We start from the raw sequence: 17777 nt of genomic DNA, 5'->3' as shown, positions 1-17777 counted from the left end.
TGACCCCGAAGGGCCCGCTCGACTTGCATGTGTTAAGCCTGCCGCCAGCGTTCGCTCTGAGCCAGGATCAAACTCTCAAGTTGAAGAGCTGATCATAGCTGATCACAATAGTAACGGAGGCTCACGACCGACCGGCGTTTCCACCTGATCGTGTGAGCACCGAAACGTCGGACCAGCATCATCCTACTCACGACCAGACCCGAAGATCCGATCCGCAGGGACGACGCCGTCCACGCTTCTCTTTCTCGTATGAACTTGTCAAAGAGCCGATCCGGTCGAAGCCGGATCTCGACCTCCTCGGACACGGAAAGCAGCGCCGGGTTGCCCTGGCCCTTGCTCGCTCGTCTCTGGGGAGGTGCGGCGAGGCGGCCAGTTCGTCGGCGCCCCGTCGGTGAGCGGCTGTCTAAGGGTAGCCGGCTCCCCTGTCAACACGGGGCCGGAACGGGAGATGGTTGGTTTTTCCGGCGTTGAGCAAGAGTATGAAACGCCCTGGAGGCGGGTCGGTTCCGTCGGGCATCGTGGACGCGCCGACCGGTTCGCCGAGCAACTGAGCTAGCGCCACAGAGATGGGCGGCTCGGGCGCGAAGCGGTGACGGGTGGTCTTGGGCGGGTAGAGGTGCCCGGCGAGGGCCCGGCGCAGGACCTCGCCGCGGGTCGGGACGATCCCGGGGCGCCAGGAGGCGAGGGGCACCGTGGCGTAGGCGTAGAGCCGCACCGGCACCCGGGCGAGGCCGAGCTGGATCGCGGCGGCGAGGCGATGATGGCCGTCGAGCACCGCGAGGGTGTCGCGCTCGACGCAGATCGGCTGGGTCCAGGCCTGCTCGGTGAGGATCAGGGCGATCACCTCGCCGATCCGGCCCCGCACCGTCTCCTCGGTCGGGCGCAGCAGGCGCGGCGGGATCAGGGACAGCTCGCTCATGGGCATGCCCGCGCCACCCGGCCCTGGTCGAGAAACAGCCGCTCCGGATGGGCGTGGCGCAGGAAGTCGTGATGCGAGATGTCCCAGCCATAGGCGCCAGCCATCTCGAAGCGGACGAGGTCGCCGACCCGGATCCGCCGCACCGAGACGTCGCGGGCGAGCACGTCCTTGGGCGTGCACAGCTCGCCCGCCAGGGTGACGGCGGTGTCGGCCAGTTCCGGCCGGGGCCAGGGATGGGTCCAGGCCTCCCGCGGGAGGATGCTGAACGGGTGGTCGTGCGCCCAGGAACTCGGAAGGCGGAAGTGGTGGGTGCCGCCGCGCAGGAGCGCGAAGGCGCGGCCGTGGCTGCGCTTCACGTCGAGGACCTCGCACAGGTAGGCCGCGTGGTAGGCCGCCACGATGCGCCCGCACTCGAACTGGAGCGCGGGACCGCCCGCGTCGAGATGGGGGCGCAGCGCCTGCGCGAAGGCGGCGACGTCGAAGCGCCAGTCGGGGTCGGCGTAATCCACGCCCCAGCCGCCGCCGAGATTGACGACGCGCAGGTCCACCCCGTGCTCCGCGGCGAGGGAGCGGGCGAGGGCGAGTTCGGCGGCGCAGAGGGCGGCGTGGCCGATGGCGTCGCGGTTGTTCGAGACGGTGTGGAAGTGGAAGCCGTCGAGGCGCAGGGACCGGCAGTCGCGCGCGAGCGCGATGGCGTCGGGGATCGCCGCCTGCTCGATGCCGAACTGGGTGGCGGCGCCCCCCATGGTCAGGGTCGCGCCCGGGACCGGCCCGGCGAGGTTGACCCGCAGCAGGATCGGCAGGGTCACGCCGGCCCGCGCCGCCGCGGCGTTCGCGAGGTGCAGCGCGTGCGGGCTCTCGACGTGCAGCCGCTCGACCCCGTGGGCGAGGATCACCCGCATGTCCTCCTCGGTGCGGGCGGGCCCGCCCATCACGATGCGGGCCTCGGGCCCGACCGCCTCGCGCACCCGCAGCACCTCGCCGGCGGAGGCGACCTCGAAGCCGCTCACGCAGGGCTCCAGCGCGCGCAGGACGTGCGGGTCGCTGTTGGCCTTGACGGCGTAGAGGAACGACGTGCCGGGCGGAAGCGGTGCCGTGAGGCTCCGCGCCTGGCGCCGCAGGGCGTCGAGGTCGTGCAGGAAGGCGCAGACCGGCCGGTCCGCGCGCGTGACGGCGGCGACGGTCCCGGCCGTGGGGCGATACAGGGTCATCGGGAGGCTCCCGGAAGGTTGCGCCAGGTACGGTCGGCGTCGGTGAGGGCGCGGCGCAGCAGGCCGCGGTCGTTGGCGACGAGGAGGCCGCGCACGCCCTCCTCGCGCAGGCGCGGCAGGTCCGCCTCGGTGCGGGTGAAGGCAAAGGCGTGGATGCCGGCCTCCCGGCAGGCGCGGACCACCGCCGAGCCGGCGGCGGCGACGGCCGGGGCGCCGGTCTGCCAGGGCAGGCCGATCGCCTGCGAATAGTCGGCCGCCCCGAAGAGCAGCCCGTCGACGCCCTCAAGCCGGGCGATGGCCGGGGCCGCCTCGAGGCCCGCCGAATCCTCGATCATCGCGATCACCAGGGTCTCGGCGTCAAGGCGGGCCGGCATGGCGGGAAGGTCGGCGTCGCCGTAGCGGCCGAGCCGCCCGGCATTGAGGCCGCGGATCCCGAGCGGAGCGTGGCGGGCGCGCCGGACCGCCTCGGCGGCTTCTGACAGGGAGGAGACCCGCGGTACCACGATGCCGGCCGCCCCCGCATCGAGGCTCTGGAGGATGCGCTCGGAGCTGGCCCCCGGGACCCGCACGAGGGCGCTGAGGCCGGCCCGGTCGGCCGCCGCGATCATCCGCTCCAGGTCCGCGCCGTCGATGAGCGTGTGCTCGAGGTCGACGAGCACGAAGTCGAAGCCCGCCACCGCGGCGATCTCGACGATCTCGGGCGCGGGAATCGATACGAACAGGCCGCCGGCCGTCCCCCCGGCCTCGATGAGGCGCTTCAGGCGGAGGCGCGCGCTCACAGCAGCGGCCCCAGGCCGGCCAGGGGGTTGGGCCGGCGCCGGCCGCTGGCGTGGGCGGGATCGAGGCGGCGGCGCGCCAGGTCCTCGACCACCAGGGTGTTGGCGGCCAGGCGGTAGCGCAGCGCCCCGGCCCGGGCCGCCGGATGGGCCGCGCAATGCCCGGCCAGAGCCGCGACGACCCGATCCCAGAACCGCGCCTCGGGATAGCCGAACCAGAGGTCGAGGCCGTAGCCGAGCTCGGCGAGGTTCACGCCGAACAGGGCGTCGACCATGAAGTCGCGCACGTCCTCGACGTCCCGGGCCTCGACGTAGGAATTGGCGTTGACGCGGGCGTGCTCGGGCGGCGTCGGGGTCAGAAGCGGGCGCCGGGCGACGTGGTCGGGGATGAACCGGACTCCGTCGTGGAAGTCCTTGAGGGCGACGCGGGTCGGCCAGCCGTCGCGGTGGAGGAGCGCCATGTTCTGCTGGTGGCTCTCGACCGCGATGCCCTCGGCCAGGAGGAGGTGCACCACCGGCAGCATCGCGACGGCGAGCAGCCGGTCGAGCCAGGGTTCGATCCCGTGCCGGGCGATCCAGCCGGCGATGAAGGGGGCGCCCCGGTCATGGTGGGTGAGCGCCGTGAACGGCACCGCCGCCTCCCCGTCGCGCAGGTGCGGCGTCAGGGGATCGCGCCAGATCGCCGAGAGCGCGCCCCGCGTCGTGCCGTCCCGGTCGTGAGGCGGGAGCGCGGTGACCGCGACGCCCATCCGCTCGGCGAGCAGCACCACGCCGCTGTCGCGCAGGTAGGGGCTCGCGGCCGCCACCTCGGCGAGCCAGCCGCTGACGATCGGGGCGTTGAGCACCGTGTGGGGGGCGAGGGTGCGCGCCGTCGAGGTGTTGCGGATCGAGAGTGCGAGCTTCAGCGACGGCGCGTCCGGCGCCGTGCGGTCGGCGAGCGTGCGGATCGATTGCTGCGCGCCGTAGAGGTGGGGACTTTCGCCGAGCGCCACCACGCGGCCGGCCCGCCGTTCGGCCTCGGTCGCGGCCTCGCCGACTTGGCGCCACTGCCAGGGATGGACCGGGAGGAGCACGAACTCGTCCGCCCGCCCGTCGAGCCGGCCCCGGAACTCCGCCAGGATCTCCGGACCGAGGTTCTGCGCCAGCAGCGCGTCGTCCTGCCCGCCGGCCTCGGCCAGGGAGCCGGCGACCGCGAGCGACCGGTGGACGGCGATCCAGACCGGGCGCAGGGGCCGCCCGAATTCCGGCCCGAAGGCGCGGTTGTCCCGCGGGGTGAAGCCGATCCGGGACTTGAAGCAGGGATGGTAGCGGTGCCCGTCCGGCAGCGCGCCCTCCAGGGCCTCGTAGGAGAGGCCGGCGAGGGCCGTACCGGCGCCGTGGAGAAGGCTCGCGGCGTGGTTTGCCTGCGTGCGCGCCAGTTCCTCGGCGAAGCGGGCGTGGTCGCCGGCCGTGCCGGGCAGGTCCGGCAGCAGGTCGGCGAGGAAGGCCGAAGCGTCGTGAACCGACGAGGCGTCGACCAACGGGGCGTCGCGGACGGACTCGGCGGTGGAGGCCGGATCGGTCTCCGCCACGAGGCTGCCGGGGATGATCAGGACGCGCTCGTATCCTCGCATGCGCCGGCCCCGCGCGCGGTAGCGCGTCCGGCCGTGCGACGGGACGAGGGTGATCGACAGGTCCGCGTCCGGCCCGGACAGGGTGGCCACGCAAGCGGGCAGCAGGTCCTCGTGCAGGAGGGCGCCGAGGAGCTGCCCGGTGACCCGGACGCCGGCCTCGTGCCAGGCCTGTGCCTCGCCTTGCGCGCGGGCCGCTCTCAGCGGGTTGGCGAGGGCGACGTAGTCGGGGCGCTCGCCCCGGCCGGCGAGGCAGCTCGCGAGGTTGGCCTTGGCCGGGAGCGTCGGGGCGGCGAGGAGCCGCTCGATGAGGGCCGTCGTCGCGTCGTCCTCGTCGCAGGCCGCGAGGCTGTGCGCGACGACCTGCCAGAGCGGCGCCTCGGCGATGTCGGCGGTCCGGGCCACCGTCGCGACCACATGGGCGACCTGGTTGACGACGAGGTAGTAGAGGAGGCGCTGCCAGGCCTCCTCGGCGCCATAGAGGACGGCCGGGTCGAGGGCGAGGTCGGGCACGCGGCGGCGGAAACGCGCGCCGTCGATGCTCGCACCTTCGAGGTCGCGCACCACCAGGCGGGCCGGCAGGCCGCCGTCGAGGACGAGCAGGCTGTTCTGGGCGTGCGCCTCGAGGCTGATGCCGCTGCGGGCGAACAGGCGCAACGGCGGCAGGATCGCCGCGCGGGCATAGGCGCGCAGCCACGCCGCGGCGTCCTCGGCCGTGGCGAGCGACGCCCCGATCGCGGCGAGGATCGGGCGGCCGTCGCGGGGCGAGGGTTCGAGGAGCCCCGCCACCACCAGGGCCGGGCCCGCGGGGCCCTCCCGTACCAGGACGCCGGTGACCGCCTCGAGGGCGGGATCGGCGAGGGCGAGGGCGCCGGGCTCGCCGAGGATGTCGAGGCCGCAGGCCGCCACCGTCTCGGGCAGGGCCGCGAGCGCGCGGGCGGCGGACAGGCTGCGGGCGAGGTGCTCGCGGCTGTTGGTGCGGGCGAAGTTGGTGATGCGGGCCGCGATCGGCAGCTTGAGAAACAGGTTCTCGGTGGCGGAAAACACCGTGCGCACGGAGGAGGTCGGCGTGACCGGCGTGCCGGAGGGCGGGGTGATCGCGAGGCGGCTTTGCGCCACGAGGGCCCGGATCGCCGGATCGGCTTCGAGCCGGGCGGCCTGCCAGGGATGGCTCGGGATCACGACCCGGCCCGCCATCGTCTCCCGCGGCAGCCCCGACAGGCGCGCGAGCGCCGCGCCGATCCGCGCCTCGGCCTCGGGCTCGCGCCACAGGGTCGCGGCGAGGGCGGGATCGGCGACGAGCCAGCGCAGGCGGAACGACGCCGCGCGCTCGGGGGCGTAGAGGTCCGAATCCGCCTCGGAGAAGCCGTCGACGCTCTTGGCGAGGGGATGGAACGGGTGACCGTGCCAGAGGCCCTGCTCGAGGCCGGTCGGCGTCGGCGCGAAGGGCCGGGCGGCGCAGGCCCGGGCATGGTCGCGCGAGCGGCGCAGGCCGTCGAGGAGGCGGCGCTTCATCGCCTCCCGCACCGGCGTCGCCTCCGGCACCGCGGCGTCGATCATCCGCCGGGCGAGGTCGGCGGGATCGTCGAGGTCGACGAGGCGGCCGTCGGGCAGCCGAAGCCGGGACGCTCCCCAGGCGTGGAACCCGCCGGGCGAGGCACGCCGGCAGGCTGCCAGCAGCGTCGCGTCGCCGAGGGGGATCGTGCAGGTCTCGCCCTCCAGGGGCACGAGGTCGGGGGCGTGCTCGCGCAGCCAGGTGTTGATCAGGCGCTCGACGGCGAGGCCGGCCTGGACGGCATCGACGGCCTCCGGGGCCGGCCGGGCGAGGGGCGAGGGCATCATGGGGCGCGGCTCCGGGTGACGGGGTGAGGGGCGAGTAGGACGGGAACGAGGGCGAGGGCGCCGGCGAGCGACAGCCCCGCCGCCACGAGGAGCGGGCCCGACGGGCCGAGGGGCGCGAGGGCGAGGCCCGCCGCGACGGGACCGAGGAGCTGGCCGACGGTGAGCCCGGCCCGGGCCCGGGCGAGGGCGGTGGTGCGGCTCGACCCCGCCTTTTCCGCCGCCGCGAACAGGGCGGGCGCCTGCCCGGCGAACACCGCCCCCTGGAGGAGGCGCAGGGCGACGATGCCGGCGAGCCCGAGGCCGAGCGGGACGCCGGCATAGGCGAGGCTGCAGCCGACGAGCGACAGGCCGAGCGCGAGGACCGGCGCGGCGCCGTCGAGACCCCGCGCCCAGAGCGGCAGGATCAGGAGGGCGACGGCCCAGCTCAGGCTGTGCAGGAGGCCGATCAGGCCGGGTGTGTAGAGGACGGCATCGTGCGCGCTCGCCCAGGTCGGGAAGAAGGCGACGAACGCGAAGGCGCCGGCGCTGCCGCAAGTCCCGGCGAGCAGCAGGGGCAGGAGCGTCGGGGCATCGCGGGTGCCGGAGGAGGCGTGCGCGGCCTCCGGCTCGGCCGCCAGCCCCCGGGCGGCGCGGGCCGCCGCCAGGGTCAGGACGAGGATCAGCCCGGCGCAGGCGAGCATCAGCCCGCCGATCCCGCCGCGCTCGAAGGCGAGCCCGCCGGCGAGCGGTCCGAGGAGGCAGCCTGCCGAGACCGCCTGCTGCATCAGCGCGAAGCCGCGCCCCGCGCTGCCGCCCGTCGCCCGGAAGGCGAGGGCCAGCACGACGCCGCCGCCGGCGAGGCCCTGGACAAGCCGGCCGACCACGAGGAGCAGCGGATCGGTCGCGAGCGCGATCAGCCCGCAGCTCGCCGCCGACAGGAGGCCGGTCCAGACGACCAGGGAGGAGAGCGACAGGCGCCGCGACAGGACCGTCCAGGCCGGCGTCATCGCCAGGGTGGTGACGGCCGGCGCGGCCAGCACCAATGCGGTCCAGAAGGCCGGGGTCGCGCCCATCCGGGCCGCCTCCATCCTGTCGGCTTCCATCCTGACGACATGGAGCCCGAGCACCGGCAGCAGCGCGAGCGGGGCCGCCGTCACCGCGAGCTGGAGCAGCACCAGGACGGCGAGCCCGGCGCGGCCGATGGCGGGCCGGCCCGCCCCCGCCGTCACCGGCCCACCCCGGGGGCGAGCGGGTTCGGCGCCCGGCCGAGGCGGCTCGGCATCGAGGTGGTGAGCGCCGGCGCGGCGAGCAGCGGCGCCAGCACCTCCTTGAACGGCGCGTCCGGGCGGGCGAGCAGGCAGGACGCGACGAGCGCCTTGCGCGCCGCCGGAGCCTCCACCCCGTCGAGCGCGGCCTCGACCGTGGCGATCAGGATCTGGCGCGCCTGGGCCAGGGTGAAGCCGCGGCCCGCCGCCGCGAAGGTCTCGGCCACCGCCCGGAGCGCCACGTCGAGCGCCAGGGTCTGGGCGTAGGCGATCAGGTCCTCGGGCCGGCGCAGCAGCAGGGAATTGCGGCGCGGATCGGTGACCAGATAGGCCGGGACCGGCAGGCCGACGCCGGCGAGCCAGTCGGGGGCGGTGCGGACCGTGTCGTGGTCGCGCAGGATCAGGCGGCGGGGCCGTCCGGCCTCGAAGGCCACGAGGGCGTTCTGGCCGTGCAGCTCCGGCACGAAGCCGAGGCAGGCGCAGCGCAGGGCCGTGCCGAGGACGAGGCCGGCGATGTCCGTGAACAGGGCCGCGAGATCGGGCGCGTCCCCGGCGACCGCCCGCAGGGCCGGCGGCACGCCGCCGCGCGGCGCGACCGCGAGGCTCGCGAGCGGTACCGCCGGGGCTGCGGGCAAGCGGCGCAAGGCGCAGCCGAGAAGGCCGGGACGCTCGGCGTAGAGGTCGCCGTCGGCCTCCGCGAAGTGCCAGAACGCGGTTTCGTCGGCGATCAGGACCGTGCGGGCGAGGTCAGGGTTGCGGGCGATCCCGGCAGCGAGGAGCGCCGCGCCGTGCAGACCGTTATGCATCGATTGCGGCGGCAGCAGGCGGCGCACCCCGAGGGTCCGAACGTCGAGGGGCAGCTTGAGGTGGAGCCCCGGCCGCGCCGGCAGCGCCACGGTGCGCAACGACGAGGTCGCGGCGACGAGCGGCCCGCGGAACTCGAGGGTCACGAGGCGCCCGCCCCGGATCTCGGGGGCGAAGCGCTCGGGGAGAACGTGCGCGGCCTGCCAGGGATGGAGCGGCAGGGCGACGTGCGAGCCGTCGAGGCCGCGCGCCTCCATCTCCTGCGCGAGCAGCGCCCGTTGCGACGGATCGAGGAGCCAGGCGGCGGGATCCTGCGGCCCCGCGCCGGGCGAGCGGTCGAGGCGGTCGCGGGCGAGCGCGCACCAGGACAGGGCGAAGTAGCGCCCGGACTCGGCGCCGTAGGCGAGGCTCTCGGCCCGGTCGAAGCCGCCGCGGGCGCGGGCGAGCGGATGGAACGGCCGGTCGCGCCAGGCCGCGAGGCGCTCCCAGGCGAGCGGCGCGGCCACCGCATCGCCCGACAGCGCCTGCGCCACCAGAGGGTCGGTCGCGGCCTCGCGGTCGGGCAGCGCGTCGAGGACGCCGTCCATCGCCGCGAGGGTCCGCTGGCGGATGGCGGGCGGGAGGTCGGGCAGCGCGTCGAGGGCGAGCGCGAGGAGCCCCGCCGCGTCGAGGTCCCGTGTCCCGCGCGCGGTCTCGAACCGGGCGCCGCCGGCGAGCCGCACGCCGTCGCGCCACCCGTCCGGCCGCACCCGGGCCCGCAGGTGGCCCGGCCCGAGGGCCAGGGCGTAGTCGCGGGTCCCGTCCTCGCCCGGGGCCCCGAGGATTCCGCGGCTGCGCAGGCCCGCGACGTCCTCGATCCAGAGCGCGTCGAAGAGTTCGGCCAGGATCTCCCGGACGGCGCCATGCATCGCTGGCGCGCGGGGGCGATCCTGGGCGATGTCGCCGGAAGGGGTGGGGATCGACGGCACGGCGTTCATCGCGGTGCCCCCTCAGAACAGCGGCAGCACGGTGCCGGCCCCCGCCTCCTCGGCGCGGCGCAGGACCGCGCGGGCGCAGGCGATGTCGTCGATCGCCATCCCCATCGGGTTGAGCAGGATGATCTCGTCGTCGCTCTCGCGGCCCGGCCGGCGCCCGACCACGATCTCGCCGAGCTCGGCATGGAGCTTGTCGCGGGAGAATTCGCCGGCCTCGACCAGGAGGTTGATGATCTTCTTCTCGCGATTGCACTGGTCCCAGTCGTCGACCACGACCTTGTCGGCCTTCAGGAACACCTCGCGCTCGACGTCCATGATCGAGACGTTGGCGAGCAGCGTGCCCGGGCCGAGCCAGCGATAGGGCAGGTAGGGGGTGTCGGTGACGGTGCAGGTGACGACGACCGGGCAGTCGCGCACCGCCGCCTCGGCGCTCGGGGCGATGAGCGTGCGCAGCCGCGGGAAGCGGTCGCGCAGCCGGGCCGCCAGGTCCTCGGCCGCCTCCGGGCGCAGGTCGAACAGGCGGACCCGGTCGAGCGTCGGGAACTGCTCGGCGAGCGTCTGGGCCTGCCGGGCGGCGATCGGGCCGCAGCCGATCAGCGCGGCCTCCGAGAAGCCCGCCCGGGCGAGGTGGCGCACGGCGAGACCGGTGACCGCGGCGGTACGCATGGCGCTGATGAGCGCCGCCTCCATGACGGCGACCGGGTGGTTGGTCTCGGGATCGTTGAGGACGATCACCGCGCTGGCGCGATCGAGGCCGCGCGCGGAGGGATTGTCGTGCTTCGAGCCGATCCACTTGAGGCCGGCGACCGGCCGGTCGCCGCCGATCCAGGCCGGCATCGCGATGATGCGGTCGGCGATGTGGGTGGCGCGCGGGCTGCGCAGGTAGGGCTTCAGCGGCTGGACGAAGTCGCGCGCGGCGTGGAGGCGAAACCCCTCCTCGATCGCCGCCATGTAGAGGTCGGAGCGGTCGCCCCCGATCCCGACGATGTCGGAACGCGAGAGGTAGCGCAGGCTGGTCGAAGCCATGGTGACGGTCCTTGTTGGTGCGGGATGGGGGGCGTCGCGGGCGGCTCAGGCCGCGGAGCGGGTCGCGATCCGGCGGTAGGAAGCCTCGAACGGCCTCGTCAGGCGCCGCTCCGCCGCCGGCCAGCTCGGGTCGTAGACCGTGTCGAGGTAGCGCTCGCCGCGATCGGGCAGCAGCGTGACGATCCGCGCGCCGCGGCCGAGATGCGGGATCAGCTTCTGGATCGCCGCGACGACCGTGCCGGAGGAGCCGCCCGCCAGGATGCCCTGGCGCGCCACCAGCGCCCGGCAGCCGAGGGTCGATTCCCAGTCGGTGGCGTGGATGACGGCGTCGACCTCGGGCAGCGAGAGCTGTTCGGGCACCCGGCTCGCCCCGATGCCCGGGATGTCGCGCCGTCCGCCCGGCCCGCCGAAGATGACCGAGCCGTCGAGGTCGACGGCGACGACCTCGATCCGCGGCCAGCGCTCGCGCAGGCGGCGCGCCATTCCCATCAGGGTGCCGCAGGTCGAGACCGCGGCGACGAGGTGGGTCGGCTCCGCCGGCATCTCGCGCACGATCTCGGCGCCGATGCCGTGGTAATGCGCCCGCCAGTTGTCGGGATTGGCGTACTGGTTGAGCCAGACCGCCCCCGGGATGGTGCGCGAGAGCTCCGCCACCCGCCGCACCCGGGTGTGGAGGTAGCCGCCGCCCTCGTCCTTCTCCCGCACCATGTCGACCCGGCCGCCGAAGGCCTCGATCAGGCGGCAATTGGTCGGCGCGATGTTCGGGTCGACGACCGCGGTGAACGGGATGCCGACGCGCTGCGCGATCATCGCGAGCGCGATGGCAAGGTTGCCCGACGAGCTCTCGACGAGGTGGCTGTCCGCCGTCACCCGGCCGGCGGCCAGCGCCTGCGTGACCATGTAGTGGGCGGTGCGGTCCTTTACGCTGCCGCCGATGTTCAGCATCTCGAGCTTGGCGAAGACCGGGACGACATCCGGCGGGAACAACCTGTCGAGAGCGACGAGCGGCGTGTCTCCGACACGGATTTCAAGCGCCGGCTTCATGGACAACTCCCCGTCTGGCGTTCGTTCGACATCGGCCATGATCTCGGCAGACGAGACAGGATGTTTGCCCGTCTTCGTGAGGTGCCGGTCCGATGTGCGGCGTAGATAGCCATGACGGCGCAGCATTCAAACGATTTTGTTCGCACTATTCGTAAGCTGTTCTTATTCCAGATCGCGATCGTCGCGAGAGAACGGCCGTATCGGAATTCGACAAATTCGAGGGGGCGGGATTTTTCGAGAGAGAACAGGGGATTGCGATGGGGGGCCGGCTCTCGGCGGGGCCGGCGCGGCCGCCTGGAACACCCGATCGGTCACGATGCCGCAGGAGTCGGATCGATGTCGCGCCGGATCCCGGCAGCATTCATAAGACCGATGTCCTGACTGAGACCGCAGTTTAGAGATATTATATTTTAAGTTTTGTGCCCGAACGGCCACAATCATGCGGATAACCGCAAAGATCGATCGCGAAACCGTTGCAAGCCGCGGGGAGACACCGAATAGAAAAAACGACCCGGCGGCGCGCCGGCGCTCAGACCACTCTCTGCTGGATCGTCATCGCATGCGGCACGCCCGACGCCCCCGTCCCAGGAACCGCCGCCTCGAAGCCGGCCTCGGCCTGGCCACGCTGGTGCTGCCGTGCCTCGTGCAGGGCGCGCTCGCCGAGGGCGAGATCCGCCTCGACGAGATCACCGTGGCGGGCGGCGGCGGCGCCACGCCCGCGGCCCGGCCGGCTCCGCCGACCGGCGTGGTCGGGCCGCCGCCCCCGGCCTATGCGGGCGGTGTCGTCGGCTCCGGCTCGCGCCTCGGCTTCCTCGGCAACCGCAACGTCTTCGACCAGCCGTTCAGCGCGACGAGCTACACCGAGAAGCTGATCCGCGACCAGCAGGCCCGCAGCGTCCAGGACGTGGTCAACAACGACCCGTCGATCCGCACCAACGTGCCGGCCTTCTCGGGGATTCTCGGCTTCTTCATCCGCGGTTTCCCGGTCTTCGCCCAGGACATCGCGTTCAACGGGCTCTACGGCGTCGCCGACGCCTTCAACCCGGCGATCGAGCCGATCGAGCGCGTCGAGGTGCTGCGCGGCCCCTCGACCCTGCTCTCGGGCGTGCCGCCCTTCGGCAATATCGGCGGCGGCATCAACCTGATCCCGAAGCGGGCCCTCGACGAGCCTTTGACCCGCGCGACGATCGGCTACGCCTCCAATGCGACGATCTACAAGGCGATCGACGTCAGCCGCCGCTTCGGCGACGACAAGGAATGGGGCGTCCGCTTCAACGGCGCCTTCAACAACGGCGCGACGCCGATCGACAACCAGAGCGTCCATTTCGGCACCGCCGCGCTCGCCCTCGACTATCGCGGCGAGCGGCTGCGGGCGAGCCTCGACCTCGGCTACCAGGAGCTCGACTTCACCTCGCCGCTGCGCAACCGCAGCGTGGCGGCGGGCGTGCGGATCCCCCGCGCGCCCGACCTGACGCTCAACCAGCATCAGCCCTGGGAATACCGCGACAGCGCCAACCAGCAACTCGCCACCCGGGTCGAGTACGACCTGACCCCGGACCTGACGCTCTACGGCGCCTACGGCGTGTCGAACTTCCGTCAGGAATACTTCGGCGGCGTGCTGACGATCTTCAACGCGCGGGGCGACTACCGCGATCCCATCAGCTACCTACCGTTCCACATCGTCAACCAGACCGCCGAGGCGGGCCTGCGCGGCACGGTCGAGACCGGCCCGGTCAAGCACAGCTTCGGCCTCGCCGCGGTCGGGTTCTGGCAGGACCTCGCCCAGCCCCCGGCCCAGACCGTCGGGTCGACGATCACCTCGAACCTCTACGATCCGACCTACGTCGCCCCGCGCTCGACCTTCGGGCTGTCGAACGCGACGCCGCGCACCTCGAGCCGGATCAACCGCAGCATCGCCGTCGCCGACACGCTGTCGATCCTCGACGACCGGGTGCTCCTCACGCTCGGCGGCCGCTGGCAGAGCCTCGACGTCAATTCCTACAGTGCGACCACCGGGTACCGGACGGGGGCGAGCGAGAGCGGCGCCTTCTCGCCGGGCGTCGGCCTCGTGGTGAAGCCGTGGGAGCGCCTGTCGCTCTACGCCAACTACATCGAGGGCCTGACCTCGCCCGCCGCGCCGGTGAACGCCGTCAACGCCACCGCGGCCTTCCCGGCCTTCGTCTCGCGCCAGACCGAGGTCGGCGCCAAGTACGATTTCGGCACGGTCGGCGTCGGCTTCGCGGCCTTCGAGATCGAGCAGCCTTCCGGCTTCCTCGATTCGCGCACCCTGGTCTTCTCGGTCGACGGCCGCCAGCGCAACAGCGGCGTCGAGCTGACCGTGTTCGGCGAGCCGGTGCCGGGCGTGCGGCTCCTCGGCGGCATCACCCTGCTCGACGGGGTGCAGGTGCGCGCGCAGGATCCTCGCAACGTCGGGCGGACCGCGATCGGCGTGCCGGACGTGCAGCTGAACCTCTACGGCGAGTACGACCTGCCGCCGAGCCTCGTCCCCGGCCTGACCCTGACCGGCCGCGTGATCTACACCTCGGCGCAGTACTACGACCTCGCCAACAGCCAGAAGATCCCCGACTGGGCGACCCTGGACGTGGGGCTGCGCTACGCCACGACGTTCCAGGAGCGGCCGCTGACCCTGCGGGCCACCGTCGCCAACGTCACCGGCACCAACTACTGGGCCTCGACCGGGCGCGGCATCCTGAGCCAGGGCGCGCCGCGGACGTTCCTCCTGTCGGCCTCGGTGGATTTCTGACCGAACACGGTATCTGCCGCGACGCTCCGGCTCCGGGGGCGGGCGCGAGCGGCGGCTGGAGGAGGAGCGTTTCTCACGCGAGCGAGGGTCGATCAGCCCTGCCCGGCGCAGGCGAGGTTCAGGAACTCGCGGAACGCCCGGGCTGCCGGGGTGAGCTCGGTCTCGGCCCGCCAGGCGAGGCCGACATCCATGGTCGGGACCTCGTCGGCGAGCTCGCGCCGCTCCAGGCGCTGGCCCTCCAGCGACCAGGGCCGATAGACGAGGTCCGAGAGGATCGTCACCCCCATCCCGGCCGCCACCATACTGCGCACCGATTCGACCGAGGAGGTCCTGAAGATCACCTCCGGGCGGTGCGGGGTCAGCGCCCAGTAGCGCCCGGCGGTGTGGCCGGCCTCGTCGACGGTGAGCAGGATGTAGGGGTTGCGCGCGACCTCGGCGAGGCCGACCCGGTCCTCGCGCAGGAGCGGGTGCTCGGCGGGCAGCCAGAGCCGGCGCCGCGACCGGATCAGGGTCTCGCAGGCCAGCGCCTCCCGGGCCTGGAGGTTCGAGACCAGCATCACGGCGACGTCGAGGGCGCCGTCGAGGAGCCCCTGCTCGATCACGTCCCGCGGCGCTTCGTGGAGGCTCAGGGTCACGCACGGGAAGCTCGACGCGAAGCGGGCGTGGTGGCGCGGCAGGAAGTAGCCCGCCACCGTGTAGGTCACCCCGACCCGGACAGTGCCGGCGACCGCCGCCCCCGCCGCGCGCGGCTCGCGCACGGCCTCCGCCACCGCCGCCATGATGTTGCGGCCGTGGAGCAGGAAGCGGCTGCCCTCCCGCGTCAGCGCGACGCCGGCGGCGTGGCGCTCGAACAGGCGAACCCCGAGCAGGGCCTCGAGCTGCTGCACCGCCGCGGTCACGGCGGATTGCGACACGTTCAGCTCGACCGCGGCCTGCGAGATGCGGCCCGATTCCGCCGCCGCGATGAAGTAGCGGATCTGCTTGAGGGAGATCGTCATGCCCGGGGCCCCCGACCGCTCGAGGGTATCGGATTTTTCGAATGCCGCCACGCAGATTTCCGATTTTACAATGGACGGGGCGGCTGCAACTCTGCCGGCACGATCCGGTCGGAGGCACCCCCGATGGTCTCGATCAACTGCGACATGGGCGAGAGCTTCGGCATCTGGCGGCTGGGCGACGACGCCGCGCTGATGCCGCACATCCACATCGCCAACGTCGCCTGCGGCTTCCACGCCTCCGACTTCAACCACATGCGGACGACGGTGCGGCTGGCGCGGACCCACGGCGTCGCGGTCGGGGCCCACCCGTCCCTGCCCGACCTACAGGGCTTCGGCCGGCGCGAGATGAAGATCGGCCGCGAGGAGCTGGCGAACTGCCTGATCTACCAGATCGGCGCGCTCAAGGGCTTCCTCGACGCGGAAGGGCTCGCCCTCAACCACATCAAGCCGCACGGATCGCTCTACGGCATGGCGGCGCGCGACCCCGAGATCGCCGCGGCGGTCTGCGACGCCGCCGACGTCTACCGGGTGCCGATCCTCGGCCTGCGCGGCACGCAGCACGAGCGCGTCTACGGGGCCCGCGGCCATGCCCTGGTGGCCGAGTTCTACGCCGATCTCGACTATGCCGACGACGGCGGCCTGATCATCACCCGCGAGCATCCGCCGATCGATCCCGAGGCCGGCACTGCGCGGGCCCTGCGGGCGCTGCGCGAGGGGGTGGTGGCGACGGTGGGCGGGCGCGACGTGCCGGCCGGCGGCGACAGCGTCTGCATCCATTCCGACACGCCGGGCGCGGCCGACCTCGCCCGTGCGCTGCGCCGGGCCCTCGACCGGAACGGGCGCGACGGCGCGGCCTGACCGCGCCGTCGCCGACCGAGGCGGGCAGGACCGATTTTTTCCCCTGCAGGACGACCCCCGAGACCGCGATCAAGGACGACCATGGCCCTCAAGACCATCCAGGCCCCGATTCCCGGCACCTTCTACCGCGCGGCCAATCCGGGCGACCCGCCGTTCAAGGCCGAGGGCGACGCGGTCGCCGTCGGCGACACGGTCGGGCTCATCGAGGTGATGAAGACCTTCACGCCGGTGATCGCCGAGGAGGCCGGCACCCTGCGGGCGTTCCACGTCGGGAACGAGGACGCCGTCATGGCCGGCCAGCCGCTCTACGACATCGAGGCCTGAGCCCCATGGCGCTCCGCCGGATCTTCGTCGCCAACCGGGGCGAAATCGCCCTGCGGATCGGGCGCGCCGCCCGCGAACTCGGGATCGAGACCGTGCAGGCGGTGAGCGCGGCCGACCGGGAGATGCTGCCCGCCCGCCTCGCCGACGCGGTCGTCGAGGTCGGGCCGGCCCATGCCGGAAAATCCTACCTGAACAAGGAGGCGATGCTGCGGGCCGCGGTCGAGAGCGGCTGCGACGCGGTCCATCCCGGCTACGGCTTCCTCGCCGAGAACGCCGATTTCGCCGCCATGGTCGAGGCGGCCGGCCTGATCTTCATCGGGCCGGCGCCGGAGACGATCCGCCGGATGGGCGACAAGGCGACCGCCCGGGCGGTCGCCGCGGGGGCCGGGGTGCCGACCGTGCCGGGCAGCGAGGGCCGGGTCGAGGGGCTGGACGCGGCGAGGGCGGCCGCCGAGGCGATCGGCTTTCCGGTGATGATCAAGGCGGCGGCCGGTGGCGGCGGGCGCGGCATCCGGGTGGCGCAGGGGCCGGACGACCTCGACGTCCTGATCCCGCAGGCCGCGGCCGAGGCCAAGGCCGCCTTCGGCGATGGCGGGCTCTACCTGGAGCGCTTCGTCGCGCGCGCCCGCCACGTCGAGGTGCAGGTGCTCGGCGACGGGCGCGACGCGATCCACCTCTACGAGCGCGAATGCTCGCTCCAGCGCCGCCGCCAGAAGGTGTGGGAGGAGGCGCCCGCCGCCTGCCTGCCGGCGGATGCCCGCGAGGCGCTCTGCACCTCGGCCGTATGGCTCGCCAGGGCCGTCGGCTATCGCGGCGCCGGCACCCTCGAATACCTGTACGATGCCGAGACCGGCGAGTTCTTCTTCATCGAGATGAACACCCGGATCCAGGTCGAGCACCCCGTCACCGAGATGATCACCGGCATCGATCTCGTGCGCGAGATGATCCGGATCGCCGGGGGCGAGCCCTTGCGGCTGTCGCAAGCGGACATCCGCCCGCGCGGCCACGCGATCGAGGTGCGGATCAACGCCGAGGATCCGGCCGACGGCTTCCGGCCGGCGCCCGGCACGATCAAGGCCCTGAGCCTGCCTGGCGGCCCGGGCGTGCGGGTCGATACCGCGCTCTATCCCGGCTACGCCGTGCCGCCGTTCTACGATTCGCTGCTCGCCAAGCTCGTCGTCCACGACGAGACCCGGGAGGCCGCGCTCGCCCGCCTCGGCCGGGCGCTCGGGGAATGCGCCGTCGAGGGCCTGCCGACCACCCTCGCGCTGCACCGGGCGCTCCTCGCCGACCCGGCCGTGCGGGCGGGCGACACCCATACCCGCTGGCTCGAAGCCTGGCTCGACGCCCATCCGCTCGACACCTGACAAAGGGGCCCCGCGA

13 protein-coding genes and 1 rRNA gene are annotated in these 17777 nt (G+C 73.5%); 4 read left to right on the top strand and 10 right to left on the bottom strand.

What is annotated here, in order from left to right; all coding sequences use genetic code 11:
* The 9 genes from BMX97_RS30420 to sbnA form a co-directional block, all read right to left on the bottom strand.
* Window positions 1–83: ribosomal RNA gene (locus BMX97_RS30420) — 16S ribosomal RNA — on the bottom strand; the annotation flags it as partial.
* A 320-nt stretch (window positions 84–403) separates the two neighbouring features.
* Window positions 404–919 carry a ParB N-terminal domain-containing protein gene (locus tag BMX97_RS30415; RefSeq protein ID WP_177202407.1) on the bottom strand — a complete coding sequence of 172 codons (516 nt, stop codon included), beginning with the start codon at window positions 917–919 and terminating at the stop codon, window positions 404–406.
* On the bottom strand, window positions 916–2130 hold the full coding sequence (locus BMX97_RS30410) for a type III PLP-dependent enzyme (RefSeq protein ID WP_091754859.1): 1215 nt from the start codon (window positions 2128–2130) through the stop codon (window positions 916–918). Before BMX97_RS30410 ends, BMX97_RS30415 begins: the two co-directional genes overlap by 4 nt.
* Complete coding sequence (locus BMX97_RS30405) at window positions 2127–2909, bottom strand: HpcH/HpaI aldolase family protein (protein WP_091754858.1); 783 nt, start codon at window positions 2907–2909, stop codon at window positions 2127–2129. The genes BMX97_RS30410 and BMX97_RS30405 overlap by 4 nt, the downstream gene beginning before the upstream one ends.
* A complete protein-coding gene (locus tag BMX97_RS30400) occupies window positions 2906–6358 on the bottom strand; it encodes an IucA/IucC family protein (protein WP_091754857.1) in 3453 nt (1150 codons plus the stop codon). Before BMX97_RS30400 ends, BMX97_RS30405 begins: the two co-directional genes overlap by 4 nt.
* Window positions 6355–7566 (bottom strand): MFS transporter, encoded by a 1212-nt coding sequence (locus BMX97_RS30395; RefSeq protein ID WP_091754856.1) that lies wholly within the window; start codon window positions 7564–7566, stop codon window positions 6355–6357. The genes BMX97_RS30400 and BMX97_RS30395 overlap by 4 nt, the downstream gene beginning before the upstream one ends.
* Window positions 7563–9374, bottom strand: a complete 1812-nt coding sequence (locus BMX97_RS30390) for an IucA/IucC family protein (RefSeq protein ID WP_177202406.1) — start codon at window positions 9372–9374, stop codon at window positions 7563–7565. Before BMX97_RS30390 ends, BMX97_RS30395 begins: the two co-directional genes overlap by 4 nt.
* 21 nt (window positions 9375–9395) lie before the next feature.
* A complete protein-coding gene (gene sbnB / locus BMX97_RS30385; protein ID WP_091754854.1) occupies window positions 9396–10406 on the bottom strand; it encodes a 2,3-diaminopropionate biosynthesis protein SbnB in 1011 nt (336 codons plus the stop codon).
* Between the two features lie 45 nt (window positions 10407–10451).
* Entirely contained in the window at window positions 10452–11450 is a 999-nt protein-coding gene (sbnA, locus tag BMX97_RS30380) for a 2,3-diaminopropionate biosynthesis protein SbnA (protein ID WP_091754853.1), read from the bottom strand.
* 559 nt (window positions 11451–12009) lie between these two features.
* Here sbnA and BMX97_RS30375 point away from each other — a divergent pair.
* A complete protein-coding gene (locus BMX97_RS30375) occupies window positions 12010–14214 on the top strand; it encodes a TonB-dependent receptor (protein WP_244538728.1) in 2205 nt (734 codons plus the stop codon).
* Between the two features lie 92 nt (window positions 14215–14306).
* Here the strand turns inward: BMX97_RS30375 and BMX97_RS30370 are convergent, their stop codons facing one another.
* The gene (locus BMX97_RS30370; RefSeq protein ID WP_091754852.1) at window positions 14307–15212 is read right to left on the bottom strand and encodes a LysR family transcriptional regulator; all 906 of its coding nucleotides are present in this window, start codon (window positions 15210–15212) and stop codon (window positions 14307–14309) included.
* Window positions 15213–15335: 123 nt separating this feature from the next.
* Between BMX97_RS30370 and pxpA the strand changes: the two genes are divergently transcribed.
* The 3 genes from pxpA (at window position 15336) to BMX97_RS30355 (ending at window position 17761) form a co-directional block, all read left to right on the top strand.
* The gene (gene pxpA, locus BMX97_RS30365; protein WP_091754851.1) at window positions 15336–16070 is read left to right on the top strand and encodes a 5-oxoprolinase subunit PxpA; all 735 of its coding nucleotides are present in this window, start codon (window positions 15336–15338) and stop codon (window positions 16068–16070) included.
* An 81-nt stretch (window positions 16071–16151) separates the two neighbouring features.
* The gene (locus tag BMX97_RS30360) at window positions 16152–16394 is read left to right on the top strand and encodes an acetyl-CoA carboxylase (RefSeq protein ID WP_091754850.1); all 243 of its coding nucleotides are present in this window, start codon (window positions 16152–16154) and stop codon (window positions 16392–16394) included.
* Window positions 16395–16399: 5 nt separating this feature from the next.
* Window positions 16400–17761: an acetyl-CoA carboxylase biotin carboxylase subunit gene (locus BMX97_RS30355; protein WP_091754849.1), complete on the top strand. Its 1362-nt coding sequence runs from the start codon at window positions 16400–16402 to the stop codon at window positions 17759–17761.
* Window positions 17762–17777: the final 16 nt, after the last annotated feature.

The organism is Methylobacterium sp. ap11, from assembly GCF_900110515.1.
Taxonomy (GTDB): Bacteria; Pseudomonadota; Alphaproteobacteria; order Rhizobiales; family Beijerinckiaceae; genus Methylobacterium; species Methylobacterium ajmalii.
The sequence above is the reverse complement of the archived record's forward strand: the minus strand, read 5'-3'. Positions and strand labels throughout refer to the sequence as shown.